The sequence below is a fragment of the Caldisericum sp. genome, from assembly GCA_022759145.1.
In the GTDB taxonomy this organism is placed as follows: Bacteria; Caldisericota; Caldisericia; order Caldisericales; family Caldisericaceae; genus Caldisericum.
This window is the reverse complement of sequence record JAEMPV010000024.1, coordinates 3,021-29,106: the sequence shown is the minus strand read 5'-3', so window position 1 is coordinate 29,106 and position 26,086 is coordinate 3,021. Positions and strand designations below refer to the sequence as shown.

The following is a 26,086-nucleotide window of genomic DNA, read 5'->3' as shown; positions in this document are numbered from 1 at the left end:
TGTCAATAAGTTCATTGCAAAAATTTTATTAAATTTTACATAAAATATTTACTGTGGTATAATAACTAAAATTATGCAAAAAATGTGAGGTACGAAAAAATGGACAAGATAGACTCATTAAGAAGCAACTTAAACAGAGTTATCCTTGGAAAAAGTGATGTTATTAACAAAGTAATAGCAGGGATTCTTGCTTCAGGCCACATACTTCTCGAAGATGTCCCTGGAACAGGAAAGACTACACTTGCAAAAGCAGTAGCAAAGTCTTTCGATATGGATTTCAAGAGGATTCAATTCACTCCAGATATTTTACCATCTGACATAACGGGAATGACCATTTACGACCTCGAAAAGAAGTCTTTTAGTGTCAGATTCGGACCAGTGTTTACCAATATTTTGCTTGCAGACGAAATAAATAGGGCAACGCCTAAGGCTCAGTCAGCATTACTCGAGGCAATGTCTGAATATAGTGTAACAATTGATGGAACAAAATATATGATTGAAAAACCTTTTATAGTTTTTGCAACGGAAAACCCAATTGAGTATGAAGGCACTTTTCCTCTTCCTGAGGCACAGTTGGACAGGTTTCTCATGAAATTTTCAATTGGATATCCCGATAAAGAATCCGAAAAGAAGATTCTTCAGGTTGAGAAAATTTCTGATCCTTTAGATGAGATAGCAACGGTTGCAACTAAAGCTGACTTAATCGATCTTCAAGAAGATACAAAAAGGATTTTTGTTCATCCCAAAATAATCGAATATATCGTCGAATTATCTAATGCATCAAGAAGTCATAGAGATGTATATCTTGGTTTAAGTCCAAGGGCAACTATATACCTTATGAGGGTCTCACAGGCATACGCAAAGTTGGATAACCGAAACTTTGTAATACCGGACGATGTTAAATCCGCATTCCCTGATATAGCGAACCACAGGCTTATCATAAAAGCAGATTCGAAATTAAGAGGAGTTAAAGTAGATGAAGTCATTGACGATATAATTAAGAATGTGAAAGTACCCAAAGACACAGACTTTAAAGATGAAGTATCTTAAAAAAAGTAGCAAAGTTCTATTAGTTATAATTTTTATACTTGCTTTAATATTTGGGAGGATTTTTTATCCTCTTTTTGCACTCACTCTTATTTATATATTGTTTTATTCAGTTTCTATACCAAAAGTACAAGTTTCAAAAAAAACTGATATATCCTCTTACACCTTAACTCTTAATACTTCTTTTAAGCTTTTTTATGAGGTAAATGCAGTTTCTCCTATCCCCATAAGGCTAACATATGAAATTATTTTTCCATATTATATTGTTCCGAAATCTTACGAGAAAAAGGAGGTTTTATGGGGAAGAAATATAAGTAACAAGGGATTTATCGAATGCAAAGGTAACAGAAGAGGAACATATAGTGTAGGCTCTATTGAATTTAGGATTAGTGATCCACTTGGTTTCTTTAATAGGACAGAAATATTTGATGATTCAGAAACTGTTTTTGTCTTTCCGAATATTATTTCACTTGAAAAAGTAAAGATTATGCTTACAGATCCTTTTGAAGGTCTAAAGGCAAAATACAGAATTAACTTTGATTATTCATACGTAGCGGGTGTTAGAGACTATACCTACCAGGACCCTGTTTCTATGATACATTGGAAGCAAACTGCTCACAGAGGAAAACTTACAGTAAAAGAATTTGATTTTAGCGCATCAAAGAAGATTTTAGTATCGCTTAACTTTTATAAGAAGTCCTTGCGTTTCCAGGATTACGCAACAAGCATTGCAGCATCGATTATATACTACGCTAATAAATATCATCTTCCCCATTCAGTAATAATTAACTCGAAACCTTTAATTATGAATGAACCAAAATCAAGCGAATACCACATGTTTGAGAGTTTTAAATTACTTTCCACTACTGTTGATGAAACATTTATTACGAATGAATTCATAGACAAAATTTACGAACATGCTGACTTTGGAACCGAGTTATTCTATATCGATAAAGAGATAGATTTTGACGAACTTTTGAAAATCGTAAAGATTAAGAAAAAATTTACAAAGGTGAACTTGATATTCCTGGTCGATGAAACATTTGTGAAACCTGAAGAAAAGCCGCCGAACTATTACTTCATTGAACCAACTTTTGTAAAGGATATCGAAAGGATAGAAGAAGTTTTGAAAAAAGAGAACATATATTTTTACCCAATATTTGGAAACGATTATTTAACAATCCTGGAGCAATAAATGGAATATCTACTATTTACTTTGCAAATTATTATCGGTGGTTACTTCCTAACAAATAAAGTAGCAACAACACTTAAATTTGGCTATTTAATTTACCTGTTTATTTTGGTCGTTTCGATTATCCTTTTCTATCTTATGTTTAAAATGGAGTTTTCTAAACTTGTAATTACCATCTTAACGTTTGTTTTTGGTGCTTTTCTTACGAGAGTAACTCACCTTTTTAATCTTATTCCATTTGTAACACTCTACTTTTATGTAATAGATAGGCTTAAAGAAAATGGCGTTTTTAAAGTAAAGTATTACCTGTATCTTTCTTTTATCATTTTACTTGGGCTCGTACCGATTGAGATTCCCGGTATTTTTGAAAAACACCTTACGCAAATATTTGTTTCAATTATTTCCTCTATTTTCTCTATGAAATCGAGTAACACGCAATATCCAAATCCTAACCCTCAAAATAATATCTTTAACCAAATTCAAAACGCATTTAAAGAAAATGCAACTACGGATACTCGTTTTACAGGATTTTCAAGTCTTTTTTCTTTAATTTTTTCTATAGCAGTCTTAGTGTTATTAGTTTTATTGTTCGTTTCCGTTGTTAAGATCCAAAACAAAACTGCACCTTATAAAAAGAAAAGATTTAATAGAGTTCTATTATATTCTGCTACTTTAATTATATCTTCTATTCTAATCGTTCTTGTTTCGTTCACTTCACTTAATAGCTCTCAATCAACAAACCCAGGTAAATTTAATTTTTGGGTCGCCCTTAGTCTTTTCTCACTCTTTGTGTTTATTTTGACTTCGTTTAAAATTTACAGATACTATATTGAGCCTGAACATTATTTTCCAAAAGACCCAAAAGCCTTATCAACAAAAACAAAAATTATAATGTCTTTGTCTTTTGCGGTTTTAGTTACATCAAATGTAATTGCATACATTTTCTTCAGACAAAGGTTTTTTGCGGCTATGATAATATCTCTTTCAACATTATTTATAGCATTTATCTTTTATTACACTTTAAGTTTGCAGGGTGAGATTGCTGTATACACAAACCATCCTATTTTCAAAAAATCCGAACAACTCGTATCCAATTATGAAAAGTATGGAGAGGAATATTTAAATAGGATTGAGAATCCTAAAGAATTTATTATATACCTTTATTTCTTGTCAATTCTAAACTTCGAAAAAGCCAACATAAAAATGGCAGATGAAATGACTCCAAAAGAGTTTTTAGGAACTGTTAAACCATATCTAAAGAGTAACATATTCGAATTGCTAACAAGCGCTTTCTATTTAGCAGAATATTCTAAAGATGAAATTGACGAAAATACGATAGATTTCCTAAGGAAAAATGCAGATAAATTACTAAGTGAAATTAAAGAACTAAAAAATACTACTTTATCTTTGGAAACAATACAGTAAATTTTGTTCCTTTTCCTTCAGTGCTTTCAACATATATTTCTCCGTTATGCGCGTAAACATACTCTTTAACGATTGATAAGCCTAAGCCCATTCCTGGTTGTCCGTTTACATTTTCACCCTTATAAAATCTTTCAAAAATGTGAGGTAGATCTTTTTCTTTAATACCTATACCACTATCCTCCACCTCAACTCTAACCTTGTCCTTCTCCTCAGACAAAGAAATTTTTATAAACCCATTGTTTGTGTACTTAATAGCATTTTCTATAAGATTAGAAAAAACTTCTTTTAACTTTTGGTTATCACCTAATATATAAATTGGTTTATCGTTAATATCCAAAATTCCATCTAATCCTTTCCCTTTTATTTTTATAGAAAAACTACTGAAAACTTCTTTAATTATGCTTGTTAAATTTACTTTTTCGAGTTCGAGAGGTAATGTTTTGCTGTCCGCAGAAGATAGTTTCGTTAAATCCTTTACCATTTTTTCAAGTCTTTCAATCTCACTTTCAATAACCTTTATTGCATCGTTTTTTTCTTGTGGAGAAAAGTTGTCGTCCTTGATAACTTCAAGATACCCTTTAATTGAGGCAAGAGGAGTTCTTAAATCGTGCGACACATTTTGCATAAGCTTTGTACGCAAATTTTCCATTTCATTCAATCTAAACGCCATATAGTTAAGTGAATCTGCAAGCTCCCCAATTTCATCATTGCTTTCCTTATTGATTCTTGCTTCAAAATTTCCCTGTGATATCTTCCTTGCGAAGTCTTTCATCTCTATCACTGGTTTTATGATATATTTCGAAACAAGTAAAGCGATAATTATGCTCAAGATAACTGAAATACCACCCGACATAAGAATAATTATTCTTACAGAATTTAGGAATCTTGTTGCAGATGCCGGTATAACAATTGATAAACCTCTTCCGATCATTATTCTTACAAAGAAATATCTAACTAAAGAGTCAATTAGAATTATGGAAACAATTACTGAAACTAAACTAACAATTATGTGACTTAATACTAGTTTTTCCTTAAATTTCATTTTAGCATCCTGTATCCTGCACCATATACCGATTCAATGTACTTGGGATTTTTCGGGTCGTCATCAAGTTTCTTCCTAATATTCTTTATGTATGCGTCGATTGTTCTATCATAAACAACCTCATCATACTCATCGTAAATTTCATTCATTATTTCTTCCCTGCTTAAAACAAGTGGAGATTTCTTTGCAAGTGTATAAAGCACCTTAAATTCGCGAGTAGTAAGTTCTATTTCTACGCCGTTTTTTAACACCCTCATCTCCTTTGGTATTATTTCAAGATCTTTTATTCTTATCTCATGCTCATCTGGATAACTTCTTCTTAGTATATTTTTTACTCTTAAGACTAACTCTCTTGGACTAAAAGGTTTTGTCACATAGTCGTCTGCACCAATTTCAAGGCCTTGAACTCTGTTTTCTTCATCTGCTTTAGCCGTTAACATAAGTATCGGGACATTTGAAACTTTTCTGACTTCTTTTGCAACCTCTTCCCCGCTTTTTAAGGGTATCATTAGATCAAGAATTATTAATTGAGGTTTTTCGTTTGTAAATTTAGAAAGCGCCTCATGTCCATCTTTTGCCTCAACAACCTGGAATTCGGACTTCTCAAGGTACATTTTTATGAGTTTTCTAATATTTTCGTCGTCTTCTACCACTAAAATCTTTTTCACTTTAAATCACCAATTAAATTATATGAACAATTTATGAAAGAAATATGAATTTTTTTTCTTTGGGTGTAAAATATAATCGATGAGAATACTTAAAGTTATTGTTTATTTTGCTTTTTCATACTCTTTAGGGGCTTTTAATTCAGCTTATATACTTACGCTTATTCTATATAAAAAAGATATAAGGAATTTTGGCGACGGAAACGCAGGAACTACAAATGTGTTTGAACATGCAAGTAAGCCTCTTGCTTTACTTGTTTTCTTAATTGATCTTATAAAAGGAGCTTTGCCTATTTACTTTGGGAATTTGCTTTCATTTTCAGAGCCTGTTGTTGCTTTGGGAGGTGCTATTGAAATTTTAGGTCATGATTTCCCTGTATTTTTTGACTTTAGAGGGGGCACGGGAATAACATCATTACTTGGAGGAATATTTGCAATTGATAATAACTTAGCATTGAGTCTATTTATGGTTTTTGTAGTGTCATTTACGGTTTTTAGTAAGTTAAATGTCAAATTTTTAAAATTCCGAACCATTGAGCAAAGTGAGGCATTGAGTTTTATCATTGCAATAATTATCATTTTGGGCTCAAGAAATATACTTTTAAAGGAGTATTTTTTCTTATCTCTTGCTATAATAGTATACAGACACTGGCGAAAGGCGTTGTACGTTTTGCGTAATGTACGGACTTTAAAAAGTTGATTAAAAAAGTTTTTTTGCTATTATATTTAGTAGAAATTTTTATTAATGGAGGTAGAAGATGATTTCGGCAAATGAGTTAAGAAGCGGTATAACTTTCGAAATGGACGGAGAACTTTTTGTTGTAATTTCATACCAGCACATCAAGCCTGGTAAAGGTTCTCCATTTGTAAGAGTAAAGATGAAAAGTCTTGAATCAGGTAATATAATAGAAAGAACATTTAGACCCGAAGAAAAGTTTAAGAAAGCTTTTCTTGAAAGAAAGCCAATGCAGTATCTTTATAAGGAAGGGACGAACTTTGTTTTTATGGACCTCGAAACATACGAGCAATTCTATCTATCTGAGGAAGATGTTGGAGATAATGCAAATTACCTAAAAGAAAATCTCGAGATACAAATCGTTTTCTACAAAAACAAGCCTGTCTCTGTTGAACTTCCAAACTTTGTTGAGTTAAAGGTTATAGAAACTGAACCTGGAGTAAAGGGCGATACCGCAACATCTGCAATGAAGCCTGCAGTTCTTGAAACTGGATACAAGTTACAAGTCCCGCTTTTTATAAATGAAGGAGATATTATCAGGGTTGATACAAGAACTGGTGAATATCTCGAGAGGGTGAATAAATGAGTAGGATTATTTTAACAAGTGAAGCCCTTGCTTCAGTCATTGAAAATGCCATTCTTAACGTTGAAGGTGTAAAAGACACTTTCGGAAAAAGTCCTATAAAATGTTCTTTTACAGATTCTGTTATAGATGTTGAGGTTAATGTTGTTGCAAAATTTGGATTTGACCTCAAGAAATTAGGAGAAAATATTGCTGAAGCTGTAAAAATTGAGGTTGAGAACATAACTCCATTCAAAGTAAGGGATGTGGTAGTTGTATTTGGTGATGTAGTATATGAATCCTAAAAGTAAAGGCAGAGAAATCGCACTGAGTGTTTTATTTGCGGTTGATCTTGGAAAAAATTCTGTAGCGGATGCATTTTTACCTTTTAAATATGAACCTCCAGTTTCATTGGAGTATGCACTTAAATTAGTTCAGGGCACGCTCGAAAATCTCGAACAAATAGACAATAAAATACAATCACTTCTCAAGAACTGGGTGCTTGAAAGGCTTAACGCCGTAGACAAAGAGATCCTTAGAATTGCTATTTACGAAATCGATAATCTTGCTGAAAATGATGCTGGTGCAATCGTTTATGATGCAGTTGAACTTGCAAAAAGATACGGGGACCTTAATTCAGGTGACTTCATAAACGGAATATTGCGTAATTATCTTAGAGAAAAAAATGGAGAAGTTACGACTTGAGGCTTCTGTTTTCGGAATAGTCCAAGGTGTTGGCTTTAGATACTTTGTTCTAACAAATGCAAGAAGGCTTGGTTTAACTGGCTTTGTTGAAAATATGTGGGATGGTTCTGTTCATGTAGTTGCAGAAGGCGACAAAGAAAATATTATGAAATTGCTTGAAGCGTTAAAAAAGGGACCACATTCTGCAAGAGTAGAAAAAGTGACTTACACTTTCAGTGAATATAAGGGAGAATTTACCGACTTCGAGGTGTACTAATGAACGAGCAAATTTTAGAGTACCTAAAAGAAAGAAAACAAGTAGTAGACGACTACCTAAGTTTTGCGCTCGAAAAGATAAGAGAAGATTCACCTTTGTATGCAGCGATTAACTACAGTTTAACTGCAGGTGGAAAGAGACTAAGACCAATTATGCTTTTAGCAACTTATGAATCAAATGATTCAGAATTTAAAAAAGTTTTACCTTTTGCCTCTGCCATTGAAATGATTCATACCTATTCACTGATACATGACGATCTTCCAATAATGGATAACAGTGACTATAGGAGAGGAAAATCCACCTGCCATAAAATCTATGGAAGTGATATGGCTCTTCTTGCAGGTGATGCGCTTATATCCCTTGCATTTGAAATTATTTCAAGTAGAAAACTGCTAAACGATTTTAACGCAGAATCCCTTCTGAGGGTAGTTCACGATTTTGCGGACTTAAGCGGCGCAAAAGGTCTAGTTGGTGGACAAGTTATGGATATGGTAACAATGGATATGGATAACATTGATGAAAATCTGATACTTTATATCGAAAAGAGGAAAACCGCCTCTCTATTTATGCTTGCAGTTAGAACGGGTGCAATACTCGCCCAAGTTTCTGAAGATGAAATAGTTAACCTAACTCATTTTGGTGAGTCCTTTGGAATTAGTTACCAAATACAGGACGATATTCTTGATGTTACATCGACTCTTGAAGAATTGGGAAAAGATGTAGGACAAGATAAGAAAAACAAAAAAGCAACCTTTGTGTCTCTTTATGGATTAGAAAAGGCAAAATTGCTTGCAAAAGAATATATCGATAAAGCGATTGACTATTTAATGCCTTATGAAGAAAAATATAAAATCTTAGAGGAAATTGCTCTTTACACATTAGAAAGGGTAAAGTAAATGCTCGTTGAAAAGATAAATTCGCCGAGGGACATTAAGAGTCTCCGAATAAATGAATTGCAGGAACTATCAAAAGAAATAAGGGATCTTATAATCGAAGTAGTTTCTAAAACTGGTGGTCATCTTGCATCAAATTTAGGTGTAGTTGAGCTAACGCTCGCACTTCATTATGTGTTTGATTTTAGCAAAGATAAGTTAATTTTTGATGTTTCTCATCAAGCATATGCACATAAAATCATTACCGGAAGGAGAGAAAATTTCTCAACTTTAAGAACTTACGAAGGATTGAGCGGGTACGCAAATCCCATTGAGAGTCCATATGATGCGTTTATTGCAGGACATGCTTCAACTTCACTTGCACTTGCTCTTGGATTTGTTGTTTCAAGAAAATTAAAAAAGGAAAATTATGAAGTGGTTGCTCTTATCGGAGACGGTGCGCTTACCGGTGGAGAGGCGTATGAAGGTTTGAATAATTTAGGGAATTTAGGAGAAAAGGTAATAGTAGTTTTAAATGATAATGGAATGTCAATCTCAAAGAATGTAGGTGCTATATCAAAGTATCTTGCAAAGCTAAGGACGTCAAAGTCTTATCAAATTTTAAAAAAGTTCCTGGGTAAAAACTTTGCTCGAAAATTCAAACTTGCCATTAAAGAGCTAATTTTGCCAAATGTTCTTTTTGAAGAATTTGGTTTTACATATATTGGACCCGTTGACGGTCATGATTTATACGAACTTATTGATACTTTTAACAGGGTAAAAAATATTAACGGTCCAGTTGTTGTTCATGTTGTAACCAAGAAAGGCTATGGTTTTAAGCCATCAGAAGAAAAACCAGATAAATTCCACAGCGCAGAGCCTTTTGATCCAGAGAATGGCACAGTGAATTCTGAAGGTAAAAAGAGTTTTTCTGATATTTTTGGAAGGAAACTTGTAGAAATAGCAAAGCGAAATGAAAAGGTCGTTGCAATAACTGCAGCAATGCCTGATGGAACAAAAACGAGTTACATGAAAGAGCAATTTAGAGATAGATTTTTAGATGTAGGCATTGCCGAACAGTGCGCTGTTACTACTGCAGCAGCCCTTGCGAAAGAAGGTTTTAAGCCTGTAGTTGCAATTTACTCTACTTTTCTTCAAAGAGCGCTTGATCAACTAATTCATGATGTTTCCATAATGTCTTTGGGTGTAGTATTTGCAATAGATAGAGCAGGCATAGTCTCAGATGACGGGCCTACCCATCAAGGTATTTTTGACATTGCTTATTTATCACCGATTCCAAATTTTGTGATAGCAGCTCCAAAAGATTCATTTGAATTAGAAGGGCTTATGGAGCTTGCCATATCTGAAAACCTGCCTTTTGCTATAAGATATCCAAAAGATTATGCAAACGATGGGTTTAGCAAGAGATTCGTCCTTGAAATAGGTAAAGGTGAACTTATCGAATCTGGTAAGGACTTAACTATAATTACTCTTGGTCCTGTATTTTTTGAAGCCTTAAAAGCATTTGAACAACTTAAGAAAAAAGGATATAGCGTCGGGCTTATTAATGCGATTTTTGCAAAACCTTTTGATAAAGATTTAATACTGAGCGAAGCATTAAAAAGTAAAAGAGTTATTACAGTTGAAGATGGCATAAAAAGAGGAGGTTTTGGCGAAAGTATTAAAGCATTCCTTTCTGACTTTGGTGTTTATGTTACAAATATTGCAATCGATGACTTTTTCCCAGAACAGGGAAAGAGGGATTATTTGCTTAAAAAATATGGCATTTCCGAAGAAAATATTATAAAACTTGGGGTTGAAATGATTGAAAAGAAGGCTTGATGAGGAAATAGTAAATAGAAGACTTTTAGATAGCAGAACTTTAGCAAAAACCTTTATTCTCGAAGGCAAGGTTCTTGTTAATGGCCGCAAGGCAATAAAGCCAAGCGAACAAGTTTCTGAGAACGATATTATTGAGGTTGTTGAAGAAAAGAAATATGTAAGTAGAGGCGGGCTTAAATTAGAATTTGCGCTTAATCAATTTAATATAGATGCAAAAGAAAAAGTATGCGCAGATATTGGGGCTTCTACGGGCGGGTTTACTGATTGTCTTTTAAAGCATGGAGCAAAGAAAGTTTATGCTATTGATGTTGGAAAAAACTTATTAGATTCGTCGCTTCTTAAGGACGAGAGAGTCGTAGTTATTGAAGAATTTAACGCAAGATTTTTATCAAACGAAATTGTCAAAGAAATCGTAGATATTGTAACAATTGATGTATCTTTTATATCCGTCCTTAAGATTCTACCTTCAGTTTTAAATATTCTTAAAGATGATGGCGACATAATTTCACTTATAAAGCCGCAGTTTGAAGGTGAGCCAAAATATCTTAAAAAAGGAATTGTAAGAGACAAAGTATTTCACAAGGAAATACTTTGTAATCTTTTGAGCAAAATAAAAGGTATTGGTTTGAGCGTTGTTAATATAACATACTCTCCAATAAAAGGAGGTAAGGGGAATATCGAGTTCTTTTTCCATATTAGAAAAGAAGGAGTATTTGTGAAAGACGAAATTATTGATACAATTGTAGAGGAGGCATGGGAAAAGTCGAAGTGAAAAAAATAGGTATTTTTTACAAAGATGATCCTTACTTAGTTGAAGTTGCACGAGAATTAGAGTCTTTTCTTAAAAAAAAGGAGATTGAAGTTTTTAAAAACGGAGATTTTGAAAAACTAAAACCCGACGAATCAATGATAGTGATTAGTCTTGGTGGAGATGGGACATTTTTAGGCGCATCGCGCATAGCGATGAAACTTGATGCGTCAGTACTTGGAATTAATCTTGGAAATTTTGGATTCTTAACCGATGTTGAAGGAATGGATGTCTTCATTGCAGTCGAAAAGTTACTTAAAGGAGAATTCTTCATTGAAGAAAGAATGTCTTTAAGTTGTGAAATTAATAGTGATGAAGATCAACATTATTATGCCGTTAATGATTTCGTAATTGCAAAGAGGATTGAAGATAAAATACTTCAAGTCGATATCGCAGTTAATGGTTATAAGGCGGGTAAATTTAGAAGCGATGGCGTAGTTGTTTCTACATCAACTGGTTCTACCGCATACTCTTTGTCATTGGGTGGACCCATAATTGTTCCGCAGGCACAGGTTTATGAGCTTAGTTTTATTGCTCCTCATAAACTCTCGGCACGGCCTTTAATTTTGTCTGAAACTGATGTTCTTGAATTGGAAATTGAAACGGATGGATCCTTTGCATTTTTGAGAGATGGACTTAAAGTGAATGAACTTAAGAAATTCGACAGGTTGGAGTTTAGAAAACATGACAAGAACTTGAAAATAGTTCATCTTAAAGGCAAAAACTTTTTCGATGTACTGAATAAAAAATTTGGGTGGGGAAGTTAAATATGCTATTAGGCTTGATTATTAAAAATTTAGCAATCGCAAAAAGCATTGAACTATCGTTTAATGATAATCTGATTATTATTACCGGAGAGACTGGAGCAGGTAAAACAATTATTATGAATGCAATTGCGCTTGCTTGTGGGGGGAATGCAAGTTCGGATATTATAAGAACTGGTGAGGAGTCGGCAACAGTTGAAGCAAGTTTTTATATAGGTGAAAACCCAAAAATTAAATCTCTACTTGAAAGTTTTTCTCTTTATGAAGGGGAAGATGTTGTGGTAATATCAAGAACTATTTCAAAAACTAAAAGCAAGGTTATTGTAAACGGACATCTTATTTCTTTGAAGCAATTATCCGAAATTGGAAGAAACCTGATCGATATGCACGGACAGCATGAAATACAGAGTCTTCTTGATAAGTCAACTCACTTAGATTATCTTGATAAATTCGGTGGAGAAAAGATCTTAAAATTAAAAGAGGCAGTTCTGAAGGACATAAGTGAATATAGAAGCTTACAAAAGAGGATCAAAGATTTAGAGGAAAAAGATCAGAAGTTTCGTGAAGAAAGAGATTTCATTAATTATGAGATTGCGGAACTTGAAAAAGCAAATCTTAAAGAAGGCGAAGAAGAAGAGTTAGAGTCAGAATACAGATTACTCAGTAATGCAAGAGAACTCATTACAACATTGGAGGATGTTCAGCAAGTCCTTAGTTCAGGTGAGTTTTCTGTTATAAAGGGCATAGCATATTCGATAAATATTTTGCAAAAAGCAAGCGAATATTCAGAAGCCATAAAAAGTTTTAAAGATCGTCTCGAGACGAACCTTATTGACATTAAAGAAATTTCTCGTGACATTGGGAATTTCTATTCAAGCCTCGTTGTTGATCCCGAGAGGCTCAATTACCTTGAAAGCAGGCTCGATGAAATTAGCAAACTGAAACTTAAATATAAGAAAAGTGTTAAGGACTTAATAGAATACCTTTCAGAATTAAAAAATTCAATCAAGAGTTTTAACGAAATATCTTTTGAAATAGACGAATTATATAAGGAAAAGAACATTCTTGAAACAAGACTAAAAGAGGAGGTTATCGAACTCTCGAAATTAAGAGAAAATACTGCAAGAGAATTCGAGAAACAAATAGAAAACGAACTTAGGGACTTAGCTATGGAAAATGCAAAATTTTTTGTAAGTCTAAAACAAGTAGAAGATCCGGATGGTTTAAAAATAGGAGATAAAACATATAAACTTTTTAGCGACGGCATAGATACATGTGAATTCCTTATAAGCCCGAACCCGCCACATGAATTTAAGCCCCTTGCAAGCATTGCATCAGGCGGAGAACTTTCGAGAGTAATGCTTGCAATAAAGTATGTGATAGCGAAAGTTGATGATATACCCGTATTGGCATTTGATGAAGTTGATGCAGGGATCGGTGGTAAAACTGGGGAGAAAGTTGCTGAAAAGTTACTTGAAATCTCCAAATACAGACAGGTAATATGTATAACGCACTTACCACAAATTGCTTCGCTTCCTTCTGAACATTTTACAGTTGAGAAAGTAGTAAAAGACAATGAAACAATCCTTAATGTTAGGAAACTAAATGAATTTGAGAAAGTAAACGAAATTGCAAGAATGATTTCAGGTACAAATATTACTGAAACAACAATTAAACAAGCAAAAGAACTTATTGGGAGGTGGAAAAATGAAAATTCTAGTAATTAATCCAGGTTCAACTTCTACAAAAGTTGCATTATTCGAAGATAAGAACAAAATTTTAGAAGAAACAATAAGACATGATAAACAAGAACTTTCTAAGTTTAAGTCGGTTCTTGAACAACTTGATTACAGAAAAGAAGCAGTGTTAAATTTCCTAAAGAGAAACGGCATTGGTTTAGATGAGGTGGATGCTGTAATTGGACGAGGTGGTATAGTAAAACCAATTGAGGCAGGAACATACATTGTAAACGAGGCTTTAATTAATGACCTAAAACTTTATTCAAAAGAGCAAGAACATCCTTCAACACTTGGCGGTCTTATAGCTCATGATATTGCAACTTTAATAGGCAAACCCGCTTTTATTGCGGACCCGGTATGTGTTGATGAATTTGAGGATATTGCAAGAATCTCTGGTCTTAAAGAAATACAAAGAAAATCACTTCTTCATGCACTTAATGTTAGGGCAAGCATGTATAGGTATGCAGAAAGCGTTGGGAAAAAGGTCGAGGATTTAAATGTAATAGTTGCTCATCTTGGTGGCGGGATTACAATTGCCGCCGTTAAAAAAGGCAGAATTGTAGATGTGAATAATGCAAATGAAGGGGGTCCGTTTTCTCCAGAAAGAGCTGGAGGACTTCCCTCGATTGATGTAGTGAATATGTCTTATTCAAACAAGTATACAAGGAATGACCTTTTAAGATTGTATACAAAAGAAGGCGGAGTTTATTCGTATTTGGGAACTAACAATATTAGGGAAGTTATCGAAAGAGCAAAAAATGGCGATACTTTTGCTAAAGAGGTTTTTGAGGCAATGTGCTATCAAATAGCAAAAGAAATTGGAGCGATGGCTACTGTTCTAAAAGGGAATGTTGAAGCAATTATTATAACAGGAGGAATTGCCTATAATAAAGAAGTTATTGAAGAAATACAAAAAAGAGTAGGTTTTATTGCAAGGATAATTCCCTATCCGGGCGAGTTTGAAATGGAGGCACTTGCGTATGCTGCCCTTAGAGTTCTAAAAGGTGAAGAGTCTACAAAAATTTATTCATAGTTTGTGATATAATTAAATAAATTGAGTTAAATTTATAAAATGAGGAGGCACTATGGAAATGATAAAAAAGCTTGATGAATTGCTTGAAGCTGTTCGTTCTTTAAAAGAAAAAAGGACTGTTTCAGTTGCGTACGGTCAGGATTTGCACACTCTTCAAGCAGTTTCTAATGCAATAAAAGAAGGCATAGTAAACGCAATAATTTTTGCAGACAAAGACGAAGTAAAGAGAGTGTGCGAGACAAATAACATCGATATGTCAATGTTTGAAGTAGTTGATGTAAAGGACGAAAAAGAGGCAGTTAGACAGGCTGTAAGACTTGTAAGAGAAAAGAAAGCAGACTTTATTATGAAAGGACTCTGCCAAAGCGCTACTTACATGAGAGGTATCCTCGACAAACAAGAAGGGTTATTGCCGGAAGGCAGAATCCTTTCACATGCAGCAGTGCTTGAGTCACCAAATTATCACAAACTTCTTATAATTTCTGATGTTGCGGTTATTCCACAGCCCGATCTTGCTATGAAAGAGGCAATGATAAACTATGATGTGCAAATTGCAAAGAAACTTGGAATAGAAAAACCAAAAGTTGCAGTTATTGCAGCAGTTGAAACTGTTTCTCCAAAAATGCAGGCAACTGTTGATGGAGCACTTCTTGCTGTTATGAATAAACGTGGACAAATTAAGGACTGCATTGTTGATGGTCCTCTTGCAACAGACCTTGCTGTGTCGAAGGAAGCGGCAGAAATAAAGAAAGTGAAGTCAGAAGTAGCAGGTGATGCTGATATTCTAATTATGCCTAACTTAGAAACAGGGAATGCCTTCTTTAAGGCACTCACCAAACTTGGAAATGCTGAAATAGCAGCAGTTGTAACGGGAGCAATGGCACCTGCTGTATTAACTTCACGTGGAGATAGTGAAAAATCTAAATTATATTCAATTGCATTAGCTGCACTTATAGCAGAAAAATAATGATTAGAGAGGTGAACTATGGAAGAGAAAAAATTCTATGAAGATGTAAATCCTAATGATGTTGAATCTATTTTGGAAAAAGCATCTGCAGAAAAATTGCCTCAAAGCGAAAAATTAGAGAATGTTGAAAAAGTTAAGGCAGAGCAAAGCAAAGTCTTAGAGGAAAAAGGAAGTGTTGTTAGTGAAACAACTAATAAAACTAATGCCTCAAAAGATGAAAGCAAAAACAACCAAAACGGAAATTTCTTTCTGAAATCCTACAAAAAAGGCGACATTATAACTGTTACTGTGGTTAAAGTGGAACCAAATGGTGCATATGTTAGTGCAGGAACAAAGGAAGATGTGTTTATACCATTAAAAGGACTCACCAATAAGCAAGTAAGTTCTGCGGGAGAAGTTGTAAAGGTTGGCGATAAAATTGACGTCATGGTTTTAAGAGACGGACCAAATCTAATTCTTTCAAAAAAGATGGCAGATAATGTTAAGAAATACGAAGATTTGAAGAAAAAAATGGAAAATGAGGAGAAAGTTAAAGCAAAGGTTGAAAAAGTTATTAAAGGTGGGCTTCTCCTTGATATTGATGGAGTTCCAGCATTCTTACCACAATCTCAGGTTGGATTAAAGAAGGGTGAAACTCTTGAATCCTTTGTAGGCAAAGAAATCGACGTCCATCTCCTCGAAGTTGATCCTAAGATTAAGAGAGTTATAGCTTCAAGGTTGAAAGTCTTGCAGGAGGAAAAGGAACAACTTAAAAAGCAAACTCTTGTAAATTTGAAGAAAGGCGAAATCTATGAAGGTGTAGTTAAGGCGATTCAAGATTTTGGAGTTTTTGTCGATATAGGGAATGGCGTTGAGGGCCTCGTAAGAATTAATGAACTTACATGGGGTAGAAGAAAAGATCCGCACGAAGTTGTAAAAGTCGGCGAGAGAATAAAAGTTAAAGTATTATCAGTTAATCTTGATAATGAAAAGGTTTCCTTGAGTTTAAGACAAACAAAACCTCATCCCTGGGAAGTTGTTGAAGAGAAATACCCGATTGGTAGTGTTGTAGAAGGGACTGTTCTAAGGATTCACCCCTTCGGGGTTGTGCTTGAACTTGATGAGGGAATTACTGGTTTGATCCATATATCACAACTCGACACGAAAAGGATCGATAAAATTGAAAATTTCGTAAAGGTTGGGGATAAACTTCAAGCAAAAGTGATGTCAATTGACAAAGAAAATCGAAAAATGAAATTAAGTAGAAGGGCTTTATTAGAAAATGAACAGGGAGAAAATAAAGATCAGTAAAGAGGAAATAAAGGAATATCTTCCTCACAGGGAGCCTTTTCTTTTTGTTGACGAAATAAGCGAGGTAGTGCCGGGAGAAAGTGCTATAGGACTTAAAACCTTTAATGGAAACGAGGAATTTTTTAAGGGTCATTTCCCAAATTTCCCGGTATTACCAGGAGTCATACTTATTGAAACGTGTGCACAGGTTTCAGCTTTTATTCTTCTTACAATAGATAAATTCAAAAATTCTTTTGGATTTTTAGTTAACGTTGACGACTTCAGGTTTATTAAAAAAGTAAACCCAGGAGAAACAGTTAAAATCGTTTCAAAAATGATAAATGTTAAGTTTGGTATTGCAAAAAGTTATGTTGAAGCTTTTGTTAATGATAGCCTCGTTGCGAAAGGCACAATTGCTATAAAAATAATCGAAGGATAGGAGGTAATTTATGGAAGAAAAAGAGATAAGAGAAAAAGTAAAGAAAGTTGTTGCGGAAAAACTTGCAGTTTCCGAGGACAAAATTACAGATGAAGCACGCTATGTGGAAGATTTGGGAGCAGATTCCCTTGCACTTGTTGATATAGCAATGGCTCTCGAGGATGAGTTTGGAATGAAGATTCCAGACGAAGATATTGAGAAGATAACAACTGTAGGAAGTACAATAGAGTACATAAAAGAACATTTAAAGTAAAATCTACACTAAAAAACTATAAAGGGGGCTTTTTGCCCCCTGTTTCTATTCTCTTATCTTTTCTTTGATAAATTTTACAGTCTCATCAAAATTTAAAGTGAATCTTTCGTTTGTACTTCTAATCTTTACTTCAAACTTTCCTTCTTTCTTAAGTGATCTTCCTACAATTACCTGAAGCGGGATACCTATTAGATCAGCGTCGTTGAATTTTTCACCTGCGCTTAGATCTGTCCTATCATCTAAAAGTGTTTCTATTCCTGAATTTTCAAGCTCATCATGCATTTTTTGAGCACTCGATACGATTTCCTCATCGCTTGTGTTTATCGGTATAACTTCAACTTTAAATGGTGCAATATTCATTGGCCAGATAATTCCTTTTTCGTCGTGAAATTTTTCTATAATTGCCTGAAGAGTTCGTCCAACACCAATACCATAACAACCCATAATGAATAACTTTTCTTTACCGTCTGCATCAAGAAAAGTAGCATTCATTTTTTCAGAATATTTTGTTCCGAGTTTGAATGTGTGTCCTAATTCGATTCCATTAAATTTTTGAAGAGGCGTTCCACACTTAGGACAAGGATCCCCTTCTTTAACAACTCTTATATCTTCAATATACTTTGGAGTGAAATCCCTCCCGAGATTTACATTTATTAAATGGAAACCGTCTTCATTTGCACCACAAACAAAATTTTTCATAAACGTAATTTTCTTATCAACAAAAACCTCCGCTGGTGAATTTACTGGTCCTATTGCACCTGTATGTGCCTTAAATAAGGAGAATACTTCTTCATCAGTTGCCATTTCTATTTTCTTTGCATTGAAGAAATTCTTTAACTTAACTTCATTAAGTTCATCATCACCTCTTACTACTGCTAAAATAAACTTACCATCGATCTTATATACAAGAGATTTAACAAGTCTCTCTTTAGGAACATTAAGGAAATTTGAAACTTCATCTATAGTTTTATTTTCAAATGTTGCAACTTTTTGGAGAGGCTTTTCCTCTTCAGTAGATTTCTCTTCAAAATCCTTTGATTTTGCTGCTTCAGTATTTGCTGCATATCCACATTTTGGGCACATTACGAATTCACTTTCTCCTCCAAGTTCAGAGATCACAACAAACTCATGCGATACCTTTCCCCCGATTGCTCCCGAATCTGCCTCTATAGGAATAACATCAAGATTGCATCTCTTAAATATGTTTATATAGGCGTCGTACATCTTTTTATAGCTTATTTCAAGGTTTTCTTCAGAGCTATCAAAAGAATAGGCGTCCTTCATTAAAAATTCTCTTGCTCGCATTAGTCCAAATCGCGGTCTTATCTCATCGCGATACTTAGTTTGAATTTGATAAAAGATTTTTGGCAAATCCTTATAAGATTTAAGTTCTTTCCTTGCAAGATCAACTACTGCTTCTTCGTGAGTTGGACCAAGACAAAAGAATCGCCCCTTTCTGTCTTGCAACTTGAACATCTCATCGCCATAGATATCCCACCTACCAGTTTCGTCCCATAATTCCTTTGGCATAATAGCAGGAAATAATAATTCTAACGCACCAGCTCTATCCATTTCTTCTCTTATTATCTTTTCGACATTTTTTAGCGCTCTGTACCCCAGCGGAAGATAAGAATAAACACCTGCTGCAACTTTTCTTATAAGCCCAGCCTTTATCATTAGTCTATGGCTATCGATCTCAGCATCCTGAGGATCTTCTCTCAGCGTAGGTATAAAAAATTCTTTTATTTTCATTTTCAACTCCTTTCATTTAATTTTCATATTATATATATCTTGCATATTCTTTAAAATAGTGTAAAATTTACACAGTATGAAAGAAATTTCGGAGAAACTTGTAGGAATTTTGAAAGAAAGAAATTTAACTTTATCAACTGCTGAGTCAATAACTGGAGGCTTAGTTGCAAAAACTATAACCGATGTTTCAGGAAGCTCAAAAGTATTTTTGGGTGGTATTGTTGCATATTCTCCTTTTGCAAAGATAAATATTTTGAGAATAGATAAAGATATTATTGATTCGCACGGAACTGTTGATCCAGTGGTTGCGGAATTAATGGCTCGTAATATAAAAAATCTTTTCTCTTCATATATTGGTATTTCAACTACAGGCATTGCAGGACCTGATCCTATTGAGGGAAAGCCTGTAGGTCTTAATTATGTAGGCATTGCGATCGAAAACAGATGCTTTATTTTCGAAAACAAATTTGAAGGAACCCGTGATATAATAAGAGAGAAGGTTGTTCATTTCTTAATCAATAAATTAATACAAATTTTGGAAGGAGGTAAACTATTATGAAAATTGGTGTTCTTACGGGCGGTGGTGACTGCCCTGGTTTAAATCCAGCAATAAGAGGAGTTGTCTATAGAGCGGCAGACTTTGGCGACGAAGTAATAGGTTTCGAAGAAGGCTGGAAAGGTCTTATAGAAGATAAGAAAAGACCGCTTTCAGTAAAGGACGTTGAAGAAATAATTAATTATGGCGGGACGATTCTTTACACCTCAAGAACCAATCCATTTAAGGAAGAAAATGGTCCTGAAAAAGTTATTGAGACTTTGAAGAAAAACAACATAGATGCTTTAATTGCGATTGGTGGAGATGATACCCTCTCTGTTGCTTTAAAACTTCACAAACTCGGTGTAAAGGTTGTAGGTGTTCCAAAAACAATGGATAATGATCTTTCCCAAACTGATTACACATTCGGTTTCTTCACATCTGTTGAAGTTGCTGTCGATGCACTAAATAGATTGAGAGACACAGCAAAGTCCCATAAACGTATTATTGTGCTTGAAGTTATGGGTAGAGAGGCTGGTTGGGTTGCGCTTTACACGGGCATTGCAGGTGCTGCTGACTGGATACTCATACCAGAAGAAAAACCTGATTACGATAAAATGTGCGAGCATCTAAAGAAAAAATATGAAGAAAAAGGGTATGCTCTTGTTGTAGTGTCGGAAGGAATAGAGATACCAACAGATACAACGACTGAAGTCGATGAATTTGGACATGCACTTTTACAGAAAAGAGGAGTCCACGAATATGTTGCTGACCTAATATCCAAAAAACTTGGCATCTCTACAAGAAGTGCAATAATTGGACATATCCAGAGAGGCGGTCCTCCAACAGTATTTGATAGGATTCTTGCAACGAGGGTAGGTGTTAAAGCAGTAGAAATGGTCCACGAAGGCGATTTCGGAAAGATGGCTGCTATTTCTGGCAATAAAGTAGTTGCTGTTCCTCTTGAAGATGCTGTAGGTTATCAAAAACTTGTAGATGAAGAATGGATTAAGTTTATGAAAGTATTTGAAAAATGAAAAGAATTGCGGTTCTTACCTCCGGGGGTGACGCCCCCGGAATGAATGCAGCAATCAGGAGCATAGTAAGAGTTGGTTTCTCAAGAGGCTTAGAAGTAATTGGTGTTTTTGAAGGATATAGAGGATTAATACAAAAGAACTTCAAACAACTTTTACCAAGAGATGTTAGTGGACTTCTTGAAGAAGGGGGAACTTTTTTACTATCTTCTCGCTCCGAAGAGTTTAAAGACGAAAACAACCAGGAAGTTGCAATTAAAAATTTAAAGGAGTCTCGCATAGATGGGCTTATTGTAATAGGTGGTAATGGTTCTCAAACAGGCAGCCTTGCCCTCTTTAGAAAAGGATTTCCTGTAGTTGGAGTTGCTTCAACTATTGATAATGACCTTTGGGGAACAGACTATACTATAGGTTTCGATACTGCCGTAAATACGGCAATTGAAGCAATCGATAAAATAAGAGACACTGCAACTTCACACTCGAGGACTTTCATTGTAGAAGTTATGGGTAGAGATAGAGGCTTTATAGCTCTTGAGGCTGGTCTTGCAAGTGGTGCAGACATAGTACTGGTGCCCGAAAGAAAATTTGATATCGATAAAATCGTAGAAAATATTAAAAAAGGACTTGAGAAGAAAAAGAAACACCATATGATATTAACCGCCGAAGGTGCAATTCACGCACAGGAGTTGCAAGCAAAAATTAAGGAGAAGCTTCCTGAACTTGATGTGAAGTACTCTGTTCTTGGTTATATACAGAGAGGCGGTGCACCTACAAGGTTTGATAGAATTATTGCGACTATGTTCGGTGCGGAAGCAGTAGATCTTCTTATGAATGGCAATTCAGGATATGTTGTTGGTATTAAGGATAATCATATTACGCATATACCTCTCGAAGATGCAGTCAAAAAATACAAAGAAATAAATTACGAACTTTACAAGATAATTGAGGAAGTGACGGTTTAGTGAAAAGGTTTTTTACATCCATTAGATTTCAACTTATTGTGGTTTTAATTGTATTCATTATTTTTACTTTCTTTACTATTTCTTCCAGCATTTCTCAATACCTCGAACAAAATGAAATATCAAGCGAAGCAAAAAGATTAACACTTATAAGCAAACAAATTGAGGAAAGATTTGAAAAAATGTATACTGCAGAAGCATTTTCAAGAAGATACGACTTTATAACTGAAAAAGAGAGGAGCCTTTATATAAATCTATTCTTGAAACCAGCCTTTGACGGTTATTTTTCAACAATTACTACCGGGTTCCCTGATGTTGAAATAGGCTATTATATTCCTATTTTTAAAGATTCGCTAAATGTTGTATCTTCTAAGGGTAATCTCGTTAAAAAGATTATTGTAATGGTAAGCATTCCACAAAAATACGGTGGAGGATATGTTTTTGCTGCCATTCCAAGATCTGCAGTAAACGAAAATGTAAGTAAAGTCATATATTCCATAAATAGAATAATATTTTACCTTGCACTAATAACAATGCTAATAGTTCTTGCCATTACATCATTCTTTAGTTACAGAATTTTACAGATTCGAAAAGGTCTTAAGAATCTTGAAAAGAGTCTTGATTTCCGATTCCCTAATTATGGTGGAGAGATTGGCGATATTGCTATTTCCATAAACACGATGGCTGAAAATCTAAAGCGTAATCTTGAAGAAATGCAAAGGACCGAGGCGTTAAAATCTCTTGGTTTATTTACAGCCGGCATTGTTCATGAAGTTAGAAATCCCTTAACATCAATAAAAGGCTTTGCAAATATACTTTCCCAAAAACTTCAAGGAAAGGACGAGGAAAGATATGTTCAGCCTATACTTACTGAAGCGGAGAGACTTGGAAGGATTGTTGATGATTTGTTAAAGTATGGGAAGCCATCGCCACTTTCTCCTGTAAAATTCAATCTCAAACCTTTCTTTAACCATATAATTGACTTAGCAAAGCAATACGATACAAAAAAGAACATTAAATTTGAACTAATTTGCCCGGATTTGACAATTGTAGCAGACGAAAGAAAACTCGAAGAACTTTTTTTGAACCTCGTAATTAACGCTGTCCAAGCTATTGATAAAGAAGAGGGTATCATAAGAATTGAATGTTCCGAGGAAGGTAACAACATAAAGATAATCGTTCAGGACAACGGTGCTGGAATGGATAACGAAACTTTAAGGAACATATTTGTTCCTTTCTATACAACGAAAGAACACGGAACTGGGTTAGGACTTGCAATTGTCCACAGGGTGGTCGAAGAACACGGTGGGCAAATTTTTGTAGAGAGCGAAAAAGGAAAGGGCACCAAATTCGTGATTCTTTTGCCAAAGAGGGAAACCAAATGAAAGTTAAAAAATACCGAATCCTTGTTGCAGATGATGAAGAAAATATAAGAATGCTTCTAAGCGAGACTTTAAAAGATGAAGGCTACGAGATCATTGAAGTAACTAACGGAGATGAGGCAGTAAAAGAAGTTAAAAAATCTGACTTTGATTGTGCTCTTATGGATGTTAGAATGCCAGTTTTAGATGGAATGGAAGCTTTCCTTAAAATAAGAGAAATAAGAAGTAATTTACCAGTAATTTTTCTAACAGCCTACGGCAGTTCAGATCTTGCGATAAAAGCAATGAAAAAAGGCGCATATGACTATCTAACAAAACCATTTGATCTTGAGGAATTGAAGGTAAAAGTTAAGAAAGCAATTGAACTTAAAGAACTAACAGATAATGCCCCAAAATTTGAAAAAGATGAAAATAGGTATATATCAGATGAAATAGTCGGGAATTCTCCAAAGATGCAAGAAGTTTTTAAACAGATCGGAAAGGTTGCAGAATCTGATGCGACTGTCTTAATAAGGGGAGAAAGTGGAACAGGAAAAGAACTTGTTGCAAAAGCTATACACCATCACAGCAACAGAAAAAACAAACCTTTTATAGTTGTAAATTGCGCTGCTATTCCTGAAACTTTACTGGAATCGGAATTATTTGGACATGAAAAAGGCGCATTTACGGATGCATATGCAAGAAGAATAGGGAAATTCGAGCAGGCTCAGGATGGAACAATTTTCCTTGATGAAATTGGCGATATGAGTTTAAACTTACAAGCTAAACTTCTGAGAATCCTCCAAGAAAAGACTTTTAGCAGAGTTGGAGGTAACGAGACAATTGTTAGTAACGCAAGAGTTCTTGCTGCAACGAACAGAAACCTTGAAAAACTTGTTGAAACTGGTGAATTTAGAGAAGACCTATTTTATAGACTAAATGTTGTGACTATATGGCTGCCGCCTTTAAGAGAAAGAAAAGAAGATATTCCTCTTCTTGTAGATTACTTTGTTGCAAAATATGCAGAAAAATACAAAAAGGATGTGCGCGGAGTTTCTAAAGAGGTGTTAGAACTCTTCCTTGATTACGATTGGCCGGGCAATGTTAGAGAACTTGAAAATGCGGTTGCAAGAGGTGTAATTGTAACTTCTGCTCCGCTTATTTTGATCGAAGACTTACCTCAAACTTTAAGAGATAAAACAAAGCAAGAACGACAAGGTGAAGTAAAAGTTGAAGGACAATTAGAGGAAGAAAATCTTAATTTACCGAAGCTCATTGAAAAAATTGAGAAAGAAGCAATAATAAAGGCACTTGAAAAAGCGGAAGGCAATAAAACAAAAGCTGCACAAATACTAGGTATCTCAAGAAAGTCTCTATTTAACAAACTTAGGTATTATAATCTAATAAAGGAAGAGGATGAAAATGGAAAATCTGAAGAGAGTTGACGAGTTAAAAGATGAAGTAATTGCATTAAGAAGGGAAATCCATATGTATCCAGAAACTGCATTCGAAGAATACAGGACTTCTGAGCTTGTGTATAATTACCTTTCAAAACTTGGGCTTGATGTAAGGAAAGGGATAAATAAAACAGGAGTTGTTGCAGACTTACTAGTAGACAATCCTAAAGGCACAGTTCTATTGCGAGCTGATATGGATGCGCTTCCCATCCAGGAGCAAAATAATGTGCCTTACAAGTCGAAAATTGACGGGAAAATGCATGCATGTGGACATGACGCCCACACCGCAATCTTATTAGTTGCAGCAAAAGTTCTTTCCCAGTTGAAAGATAAGTTGCAATACAATGTAAGGTTTGTTTTCCAGCCATCTGAGGAAAGAGATCCAGGTGGTGCGATTGGAATGATTAATGAAGGTGTCTTAGAAAATCCACATGTAAATTACACCTTTGGGCTTCATGTTGCAGGATTTTATAAAGCAAATACGATTTATATTAAAGATGGAATTATGATGGCAGAAGCAGATAGTTTTATCCTTAAGGTGTTTGGCTCTGGTGGACATGGTGCATATCCACATAAAGCAATAGACCCTATTTTAATTTCCTCGCACATAGTTATTGCTCTTCAGGCAATAGTTTCAAGAGAAATAGACCCACTCGAGAATGCAGTTTTATCCTTTGGGAAAATAACATCAGGAGATGTCTTTAACGTAATACCTGAATCAGCGGAGCTTGAGGGAACAGTAAGAACATTGAAGCACGAACTATCTGAATTTATTAAAGAAAGAATAGAAAAAATCTCTAAGCAAATTGCCGAATCCTTTAGAGGGAAAGCCGATTTAAAGTATTCATTTGGCTATCCCCCTCTTGTAAACGATAAAAATGCAACCCAATTTATAAGGAACCTTGCAAAAGAAATAGTAGGCGAAAATAATGTTTTTGAGGCACCGATTTCAATGGGCGGGGAAGATATGGCATATTTCCTAAAAGAGCGCCCAGGTGCTTTTTACTGGCTAGGCGCACTGAACGAAGAAAAAGGAATAATCTATCCTAACCATTCTCCAAAATTTGATATTGACGAGGATGTTTTACCGACCGGCGTAAAAATGCATGTTGGTACCGTCCTTAAATTGAGCGAGACATCCATTTAAGACTATTCCAAAGAGTTGTTCGCAATTGAAAATTGAAAAGTAATTTTTCTTTTATAAGCAATAGGAACATATTGCTTAATAAATTGTGGATAACTTACTCAAGTTTCAAATACACAGGGTGATAGTTTTGGGATCCCTTAAAAAATTATAAAAGGGCTTTAAAAAACGTCATTTGAAAAGCTACTAAAAGGAATTTGCATATAAACGAAAAAAATGAGGGGTAAA

27 protein-coding genes are annotated in these 26,086 nt (G+C 34.7%); 24 read left to right on the top strand and 3 right to left on the bottom strand.

Annotation, left to right across the window (positions count from 1 at the left end; all coding sequences use genetic code 11):
• The first annotated feature begins 99 nt into the window (after positions 1-99).
• From JHC30_01450 to JHC30_01440, 3 genes are read left to right on the top strand one after another with little or no spacing between them, the layout of a single operon-like run.
• Positions 100-1,050, top strand: coding sequence for a MoxR family ATPase (locus JHC30_01450; protein MCI4462820.1), 951 nt, complete (start codon positions 100-102; stop codon positions 1,048-1,050).
• Positions 1,037-2,242, top strand: coding sequence for a DUF58 domain-containing protein (locus JHC30_01445; protein MCI4462819.1), 1,206 nt, complete (start codon positions 1,037-1,039; stop codon positions 2,240-2,242). Before JHC30_01450 ends, JHC30_01445 begins: the two co-directional genes overlap by 14 nt.
• A complete protein-coding gene (locus JHC30_01440; GenBank protein ID MCI4462818.1) occupies positions 2,243-3,664 on the top strand; it encodes a hypothetical protein in 1,422 nt (473 codons plus the stop codon).
• On the opposite strand, the gene JHC30_01435 is transcribed toward JHC30_01440, so the two are convergent.
• Complete coding sequence (locus tag JHC30_01435; protein ID MCI4462817.1) at positions 3,636-4,706, bottom strand: HAMP domain-containing histidine kinase; 1,071 nt, start codon at positions 4,704-4,706, stop codon at positions 3,636-3,638. The genes JHC30_01440 and JHC30_01435 overlap by 29 nt on opposite strands.
• Positions 4,703-5,320, bottom strand: coding sequence for a response regulator transcription factor (locus JHC30_01430; protein ID MCI4462816.1), 618 nt, complete (start codon positions 5,318-5,320; stop codon positions 4,703-4,705). The genes JHC30_01435 and JHC30_01430 overlap by 4 nt, the downstream gene beginning before the upstream one ends.
• 133 nt (positions 5,321-5,453) lie before the next feature.
• Here JHC30_01430 and JHC30_01425 point away from each other — a divergent pair, with 133 nt between their 5' ends.
• From JHC30_01425 to acpP, 15 genes are read left to right on the top strand one after another with little or no spacing between them, the layout of a single operon-like run.
• Entirely contained in the window at positions 5,454-6,071 is a 618-nt protein-coding gene (locus tag JHC30_01425) for a glycerol-3-phosphate acyltransferase (GenBank protein MCI4462815.1), read from the top strand.
• 58 nt (positions 6,072-6,129) lie between these two features.
• Positions 6,130-6,693, top strand: coding sequence for an elongation factor P (gene efp, locus JHC30_01420; GenBank protein MCI4462814.1), 564 nt, complete (start codon positions 6,130-6,132; stop codon positions 6,691-6,693).
• Positions 6,690-6,974, top strand: a complete 285-nt coding sequence (locus tag JHC30_01415) for an Asp23/Gls24 family envelope stress response protein (protein MCI4462813.1) — start codon at positions 6,690-6,692, stop codon at positions 6,972-6,974. The genes efp and JHC30_01415 overlap by 4 nt, the downstream gene beginning before the upstream one ends.
• A complete protein-coding gene (nusB, locus tag JHC30_01410) occupies positions 6,964-7,374 on the top strand; it encodes a transcription antitermination factor NusB (GenBank protein MCI4462812.1) in 411 nt (136 codons plus the stop codon). The genes JHC30_01415 and nusB overlap by 11 nt, the downstream gene beginning before the upstream one ends.
• A complete protein-coding gene (locus JHC30_01405; GenBank protein MCI4462811.1) occupies positions 7,355-7,630 on the top strand; it encodes an acylphosphatase in 276 nt (91 codons plus the stop codon). The genes nusB and JHC30_01405 overlap by 20 nt, the downstream gene beginning before the upstream one ends.
• Entirely contained in the window at positions 7,630-8,526 is an 897-nt protein-coding gene (locus JHC30_01400) for a polyprenyl synthetase family protein (GenBank protein MCI4462810.1), read from the top strand. Before JHC30_01405 ends, JHC30_01400 begins: the two co-directional genes overlap by 1 nt.
• Complete coding sequence (locus JHC30_01395; protein ID MCI4462809.1) at positions 8,527-10,344, top strand: 1-deoxy-D-xylulose-5-phosphate synthase; 1,818 nt, start codon at positions 8,527-8,529, stop codon at positions 10,342-10,344.
• Positions 10,328-11,116 (top strand): TlyA family RNA methyltransferase, encoded by a 789-nt coding sequence (locus JHC30_01390; protein MCI4462808.1) that lies wholly within the window; start codon positions 10,328-10,330, stop codon positions 11,114-11,116. The genes JHC30_01395 and JHC30_01390 overlap by 17 nt, the downstream gene beginning before the upstream one ends.
• The gene (locus JHC30_01385; GenBank protein MCI4462807.1) at positions 11,098-11,919 is read left to right on the top strand and encodes an NAD(+)/NADH kinase; all 822 of its coding nucleotides are present in this window, start codon (positions 11,098-11,100) and stop codon (positions 11,917-11,919) included. The genes JHC30_01390 and JHC30_01385 overlap by 19 nt, the downstream gene beginning before the upstream one ends.
• Before the next feature lie 2 nt (positions 11,920-11,921).
• A complete protein-coding gene (recN, locus tag JHC30_01380; protein MCI4462806.1) occupies positions 11,922-13,643 on the top strand; it encodes a DNA repair protein RecN in 1,722 nt (573 codons plus the stop codon).
• Positions 13,624-14,688 (top strand): butyrate kinase, encoded by a 1,065-nt coding sequence (gene buk / locus JHC30_01375; GenBank protein MCI4462805.1) that lies wholly within the window; start codon positions 13,624-13,626, stop codon positions 14,686-14,688. The genes recN and buk overlap by 20 nt, the downstream gene beginning before the upstream one ends.
• 52 nt (positions 14,689-14,740) lie before the next feature.
• The gene (locus tag JHC30_01370; GenBank protein MCI4462804.1) at positions 14,741-15,655 is read left to right on the top strand and encodes a bifunctional enoyl-CoA hydratase/phosphate acetyltransferase; all 915 of its coding nucleotides are present in this window, start codon (positions 14,741-14,743) and stop codon (positions 15,653-15,655) included.
• Positions 15,656-15,673: 18 nt separating this feature from the next.
• Positions 15,674-16,945 (top strand): S1 RNA-binding domain-containing protein, encoded by a 1,272-nt coding sequence (locus JHC30_01365; protein ID MCI4462803.1) that lies wholly within the window; start codon positions 15,674-15,676, stop codon positions 16,943-16,945.
• Positions 16,917-17,363, top strand: a complete 447-nt coding sequence (gene fabZ, locus JHC30_01360; GenBank protein ID MCI4462802.1) for a 3-hydroxyacyl-ACP dehydratase FabZ — start codon at positions 16,917-16,919, stop codon at positions 17,361-17,363. The genes JHC30_01365 and fabZ overlap by 29 nt, the downstream gene beginning before the upstream one ends.
• Before the next feature lie 10 nt (positions 17,364-17,373).
• Positions 17,374-17,616 carry an acyl carrier protein gene (gene acpP / locus JHC30_01355; GenBank protein ID MCI4462801.1) on the top strand — a complete coding sequence of 81 codons (243 nt, stop codon included), beginning with the start codon at positions 17,374-17,376 and terminating at the stop codon, positions 17,614-17,616.
• Between the two features lie 45 nt (positions 17,617-17,661).
• On the opposite strand, the gene JHC30_01350 is transcribed toward acpP, so the two are convergent.
• Positions 17,662-19,368, bottom strand: a complete 1,707-nt coding sequence (locus JHC30_01350) for a proline--tRNA ligase (GenBank protein ID MCI4462800.1) — start codon at positions 19,366-19,368, stop codon at positions 17,662-17,664.
• Between the two features lie 76 nt (positions 19,369-19,444).
• Between JHC30_01350 and JHC30_01345 the strand changes: the two genes are divergently transcribed.
• Genes JHC30_01345 through JHC30_01320 form a run of 6 tightly spaced genes read left to right on the top strand, consistent with a single transcriptional unit; the run spans position 19,445 to position 25,861 of the window.
• Complete coding sequence (locus JHC30_01345; GenBank protein MCI4462799.1) at positions 19,445-19,927, top strand: CinA family protein; 483 nt, start codon at positions 19,445-19,447, stop codon at positions 19,925-19,927.
• Positions 19,924-20,940, top strand: coding sequence for a 6-phosphofructokinase (locus JHC30_01340; GenBank protein ID MCI4462798.1), 1,017 nt, complete (start codon positions 19,924-19,926; stop codon positions 20,938-20,940). Before JHC30_01345 ends, JHC30_01340 begins: the two co-directional genes overlap by 4 nt.
• A complete protein-coding gene (gene pfkA / locus JHC30_01335; GenBank protein MCI4462797.1) occupies positions 20,937-21,899 on the top strand; it encodes a 6-phosphofructokinase in 963 nt (320 codons plus the stop codon). Before JHC30_01340 ends, pfkA begins: the two co-directional genes overlap by 4 nt.
• Positions 21,899-23,281 (top strand): ATP-binding protein, encoded by a 1,383-nt coding sequence (locus tag JHC30_01330; GenBank protein ID MCI4462796.1) that lies wholly within the window; start codon positions 21,899-21,901, stop codon positions 23,279-23,281. Before pfkA ends, JHC30_01330 begins: the two co-directional genes overlap by 1 nt.
• A complete protein-coding gene (locus tag JHC30_01325) occupies positions 23,278-24,702 on the top strand; it encodes a sigma-54-dependent Fis family transcriptional regulator (GenBank protein ID MCI4462795.1) in 1,425 nt (474 codons plus the stop codon). Before JHC30_01330 ends, JHC30_01325 begins: the two co-directional genes overlap by 4 nt.
• Complete coding sequence (locus tag JHC30_01320) at positions 24,680-25,861, top strand: amidohydrolase (GenBank protein MCI4462794.1); 1,182 nt, start codon at positions 24,680-24,682, stop codon at positions 25,859-25,861. Before JHC30_01325 ends, JHC30_01320 begins: the two co-directional genes overlap by 23 nt.
• The last annotated feature ends 225 nt before the right edge of the window (positions 25,862-26,086 follow it).

What these genes read in the sequence shown, in the direction of transcription:
- JHC30_01385 (MCI4462807.1), top strand. Translation starts at nt 11,098, where the DNA reads ATGGGAAAAGTCGAAGTGAAAAAAATAGGTATTTTTTACAAAGATGAT.
- JHC30_01430 (MCI4462816.1), bottom strand. Translation starts at nt 5,320, where the DNA reads ATGTACCTTGAGAAGTCCGAATTCCAGGTTGTTGAGGCAAAAGATGGA.
- JHC30_01395 (MCI4462809.1), top strand. Translation starts at nt 8,527, where the DNA reads ATGCTCGTTGAAAAGATAAATTCGCCGAGGGACATTAAGAGTCTCCGA.
- JHC30_01340 (MCI4462798.1), top strand. Translation starts at nt 19,924, where the DNA reads ATGAAAATTGGTGTTCTTACGGGCGGTGGTGACTGCCCTGGTTTAAAT.
- acpP (MCI4462801.1), top strand. Translation starts at nt 17,374, where the DNA reads ATGGAAGAAAAAGAGATAAGAGAAAAAGTAAAGAAAGTTGTTGCGGAA.
- pfkA (MCI4462797.1), top strand. Translation starts at nt 20,937, where the DNA reads ATGAAAAGAATTGCGGTTCTTACCTCCGGGGGTGACGCCCCCGGAATG.
- JHC30_01405 (MCI4462811.1), top strand. Translation starts at nt 7,355, where the DNA reads ATGGAGAAGTTACGACTTGAGGCTTCTGTTTTCGGAATAGTCCAAGGT.
- nusB (MCI4462812.1), top strand. Translation starts at nt 6,964, where the DNA reads ATGAATCCTAAAAGTAAAGGCAGAGAAATCGCACTGAGTGTTTTATTT.
- JHC30_01435 (MCI4462817.1), bottom strand. Translation starts at nt 4,706, where the DNA reads ATGAAATTTAAGGAAAAACTAGTATTAAGTCACATAATTGTTAGTTTA.
- JHC30_01365 (MCI4462803.1), top strand. Translation starts at nt 15,674, where the DNA reads ATGGAAGAGAAAAAATTCTATGAAGATGTAAATCCTAATGATGTTGAA.
- JHC30_01350 (MCI4462800.1), bottom strand. Translation starts at nt 19,368, where the DNA reads ATGAAAATAAAAGAATTTTTTATACCTACGCTGAGAGAAGATCCTCAG.
- buk (MCI4462805.1), top strand. Translation starts at nt 13,624, where the DNA reads ATGAAAATTCTAGTAATTAATCCAGGTTCAACTTCTACAAAAGTTGCA.
- JHC30_01345 (MCI4462799.1), top strand. Translation starts at nt 19,445, where the DNA reads ATGAAAGAAATTTCGGAGAAACTTGTAGGAATTTTGAAAGAAAGAAAT.
- efp (MCI4462814.1), top strand. Translation starts at nt 6,130, where the DNA reads ATGATTTCGGCAAATGAGTTAAGAAGCGGTATAACTTTCGAAATGGAC.
- JHC30_01415 (MCI4462813.1), top strand. Translation starts at nt 6,690, where the DNA reads ATGAGTAGGATTATTTTAACAAGTGAAGCCCTTGCTTCAGTCATTGAA.
- recN (MCI4462806.1), top strand. Translation starts at nt 11,922, where the DNA reads ATGCTATTAGGCTTGATTATTAAAAATTTAGCAATCGCAAAAAGCATT.
- JHC30_01370 (MCI4462804.1), top strand. Translation starts at nt 14,741, where the DNA reads ATGGAAATGATAAAAAAGCTTGATGAATTGCTTGAAGCTGTTCGTTCT.
- JHC30_01320 (MCI4462794.1), top strand. Translation starts at nt 24,680, where the DNA reads ATGGAAAATCTGAAGAGAGTTGACGAGTTAAAAGATGAAGTAATTGCA.
- JHC30_01400 (MCI4462810.1), top strand. Translation starts at nt 7,630, where the DNA reads ATGAACGAGCAAATTTTAGAGTACCTAAAAGAAAGAAAACAAGTAGTA.
- fabZ (MCI4462802.1), top strand. Translation starts at nt 16,917, where the DNA reads ATGAACAGGGAGAAAATAAAGATCAGTAAAGAGGAAATAAAGGAATAT.
- JHC30_01450 (MCI4462820.1), top strand. Translation starts at nt 100, where the DNA reads ATGGACAAGATAGACTCATTAAGAAGCAACTTAAACAGAGTTATCCTT.
- JHC30_01440 (MCI4462818.1), top strand. Translation starts at nt 2,243, where the DNA reads ATGGAATATCTACTATTTACTTTGCAAATTATTATCGGTGGTTACTTC.
- JHC30_01325 (MCI4462795.1), top strand. Translation starts at nt 23,278, where the DNA reads ATGAAAGTTAAAAAATACCGAATCCTTGTTGCAGATGATGAAGAAAAT.
- JHC30_01425 (MCI4462815.1), top strand. Translation starts at nt 5,454, where the DNA reads ATGAGAATACTTAAAGTTATTGTTTATTTTGCTTTTTCATACTCTTTA.
- JHC30_01445 (MCI4462819.1), top strand. Translation starts at nt 1,037, where the DNA reads ATGAAGTATCTTAAAAAAAGTAGCAAAGTTCTATTAGTTATAATTTTT.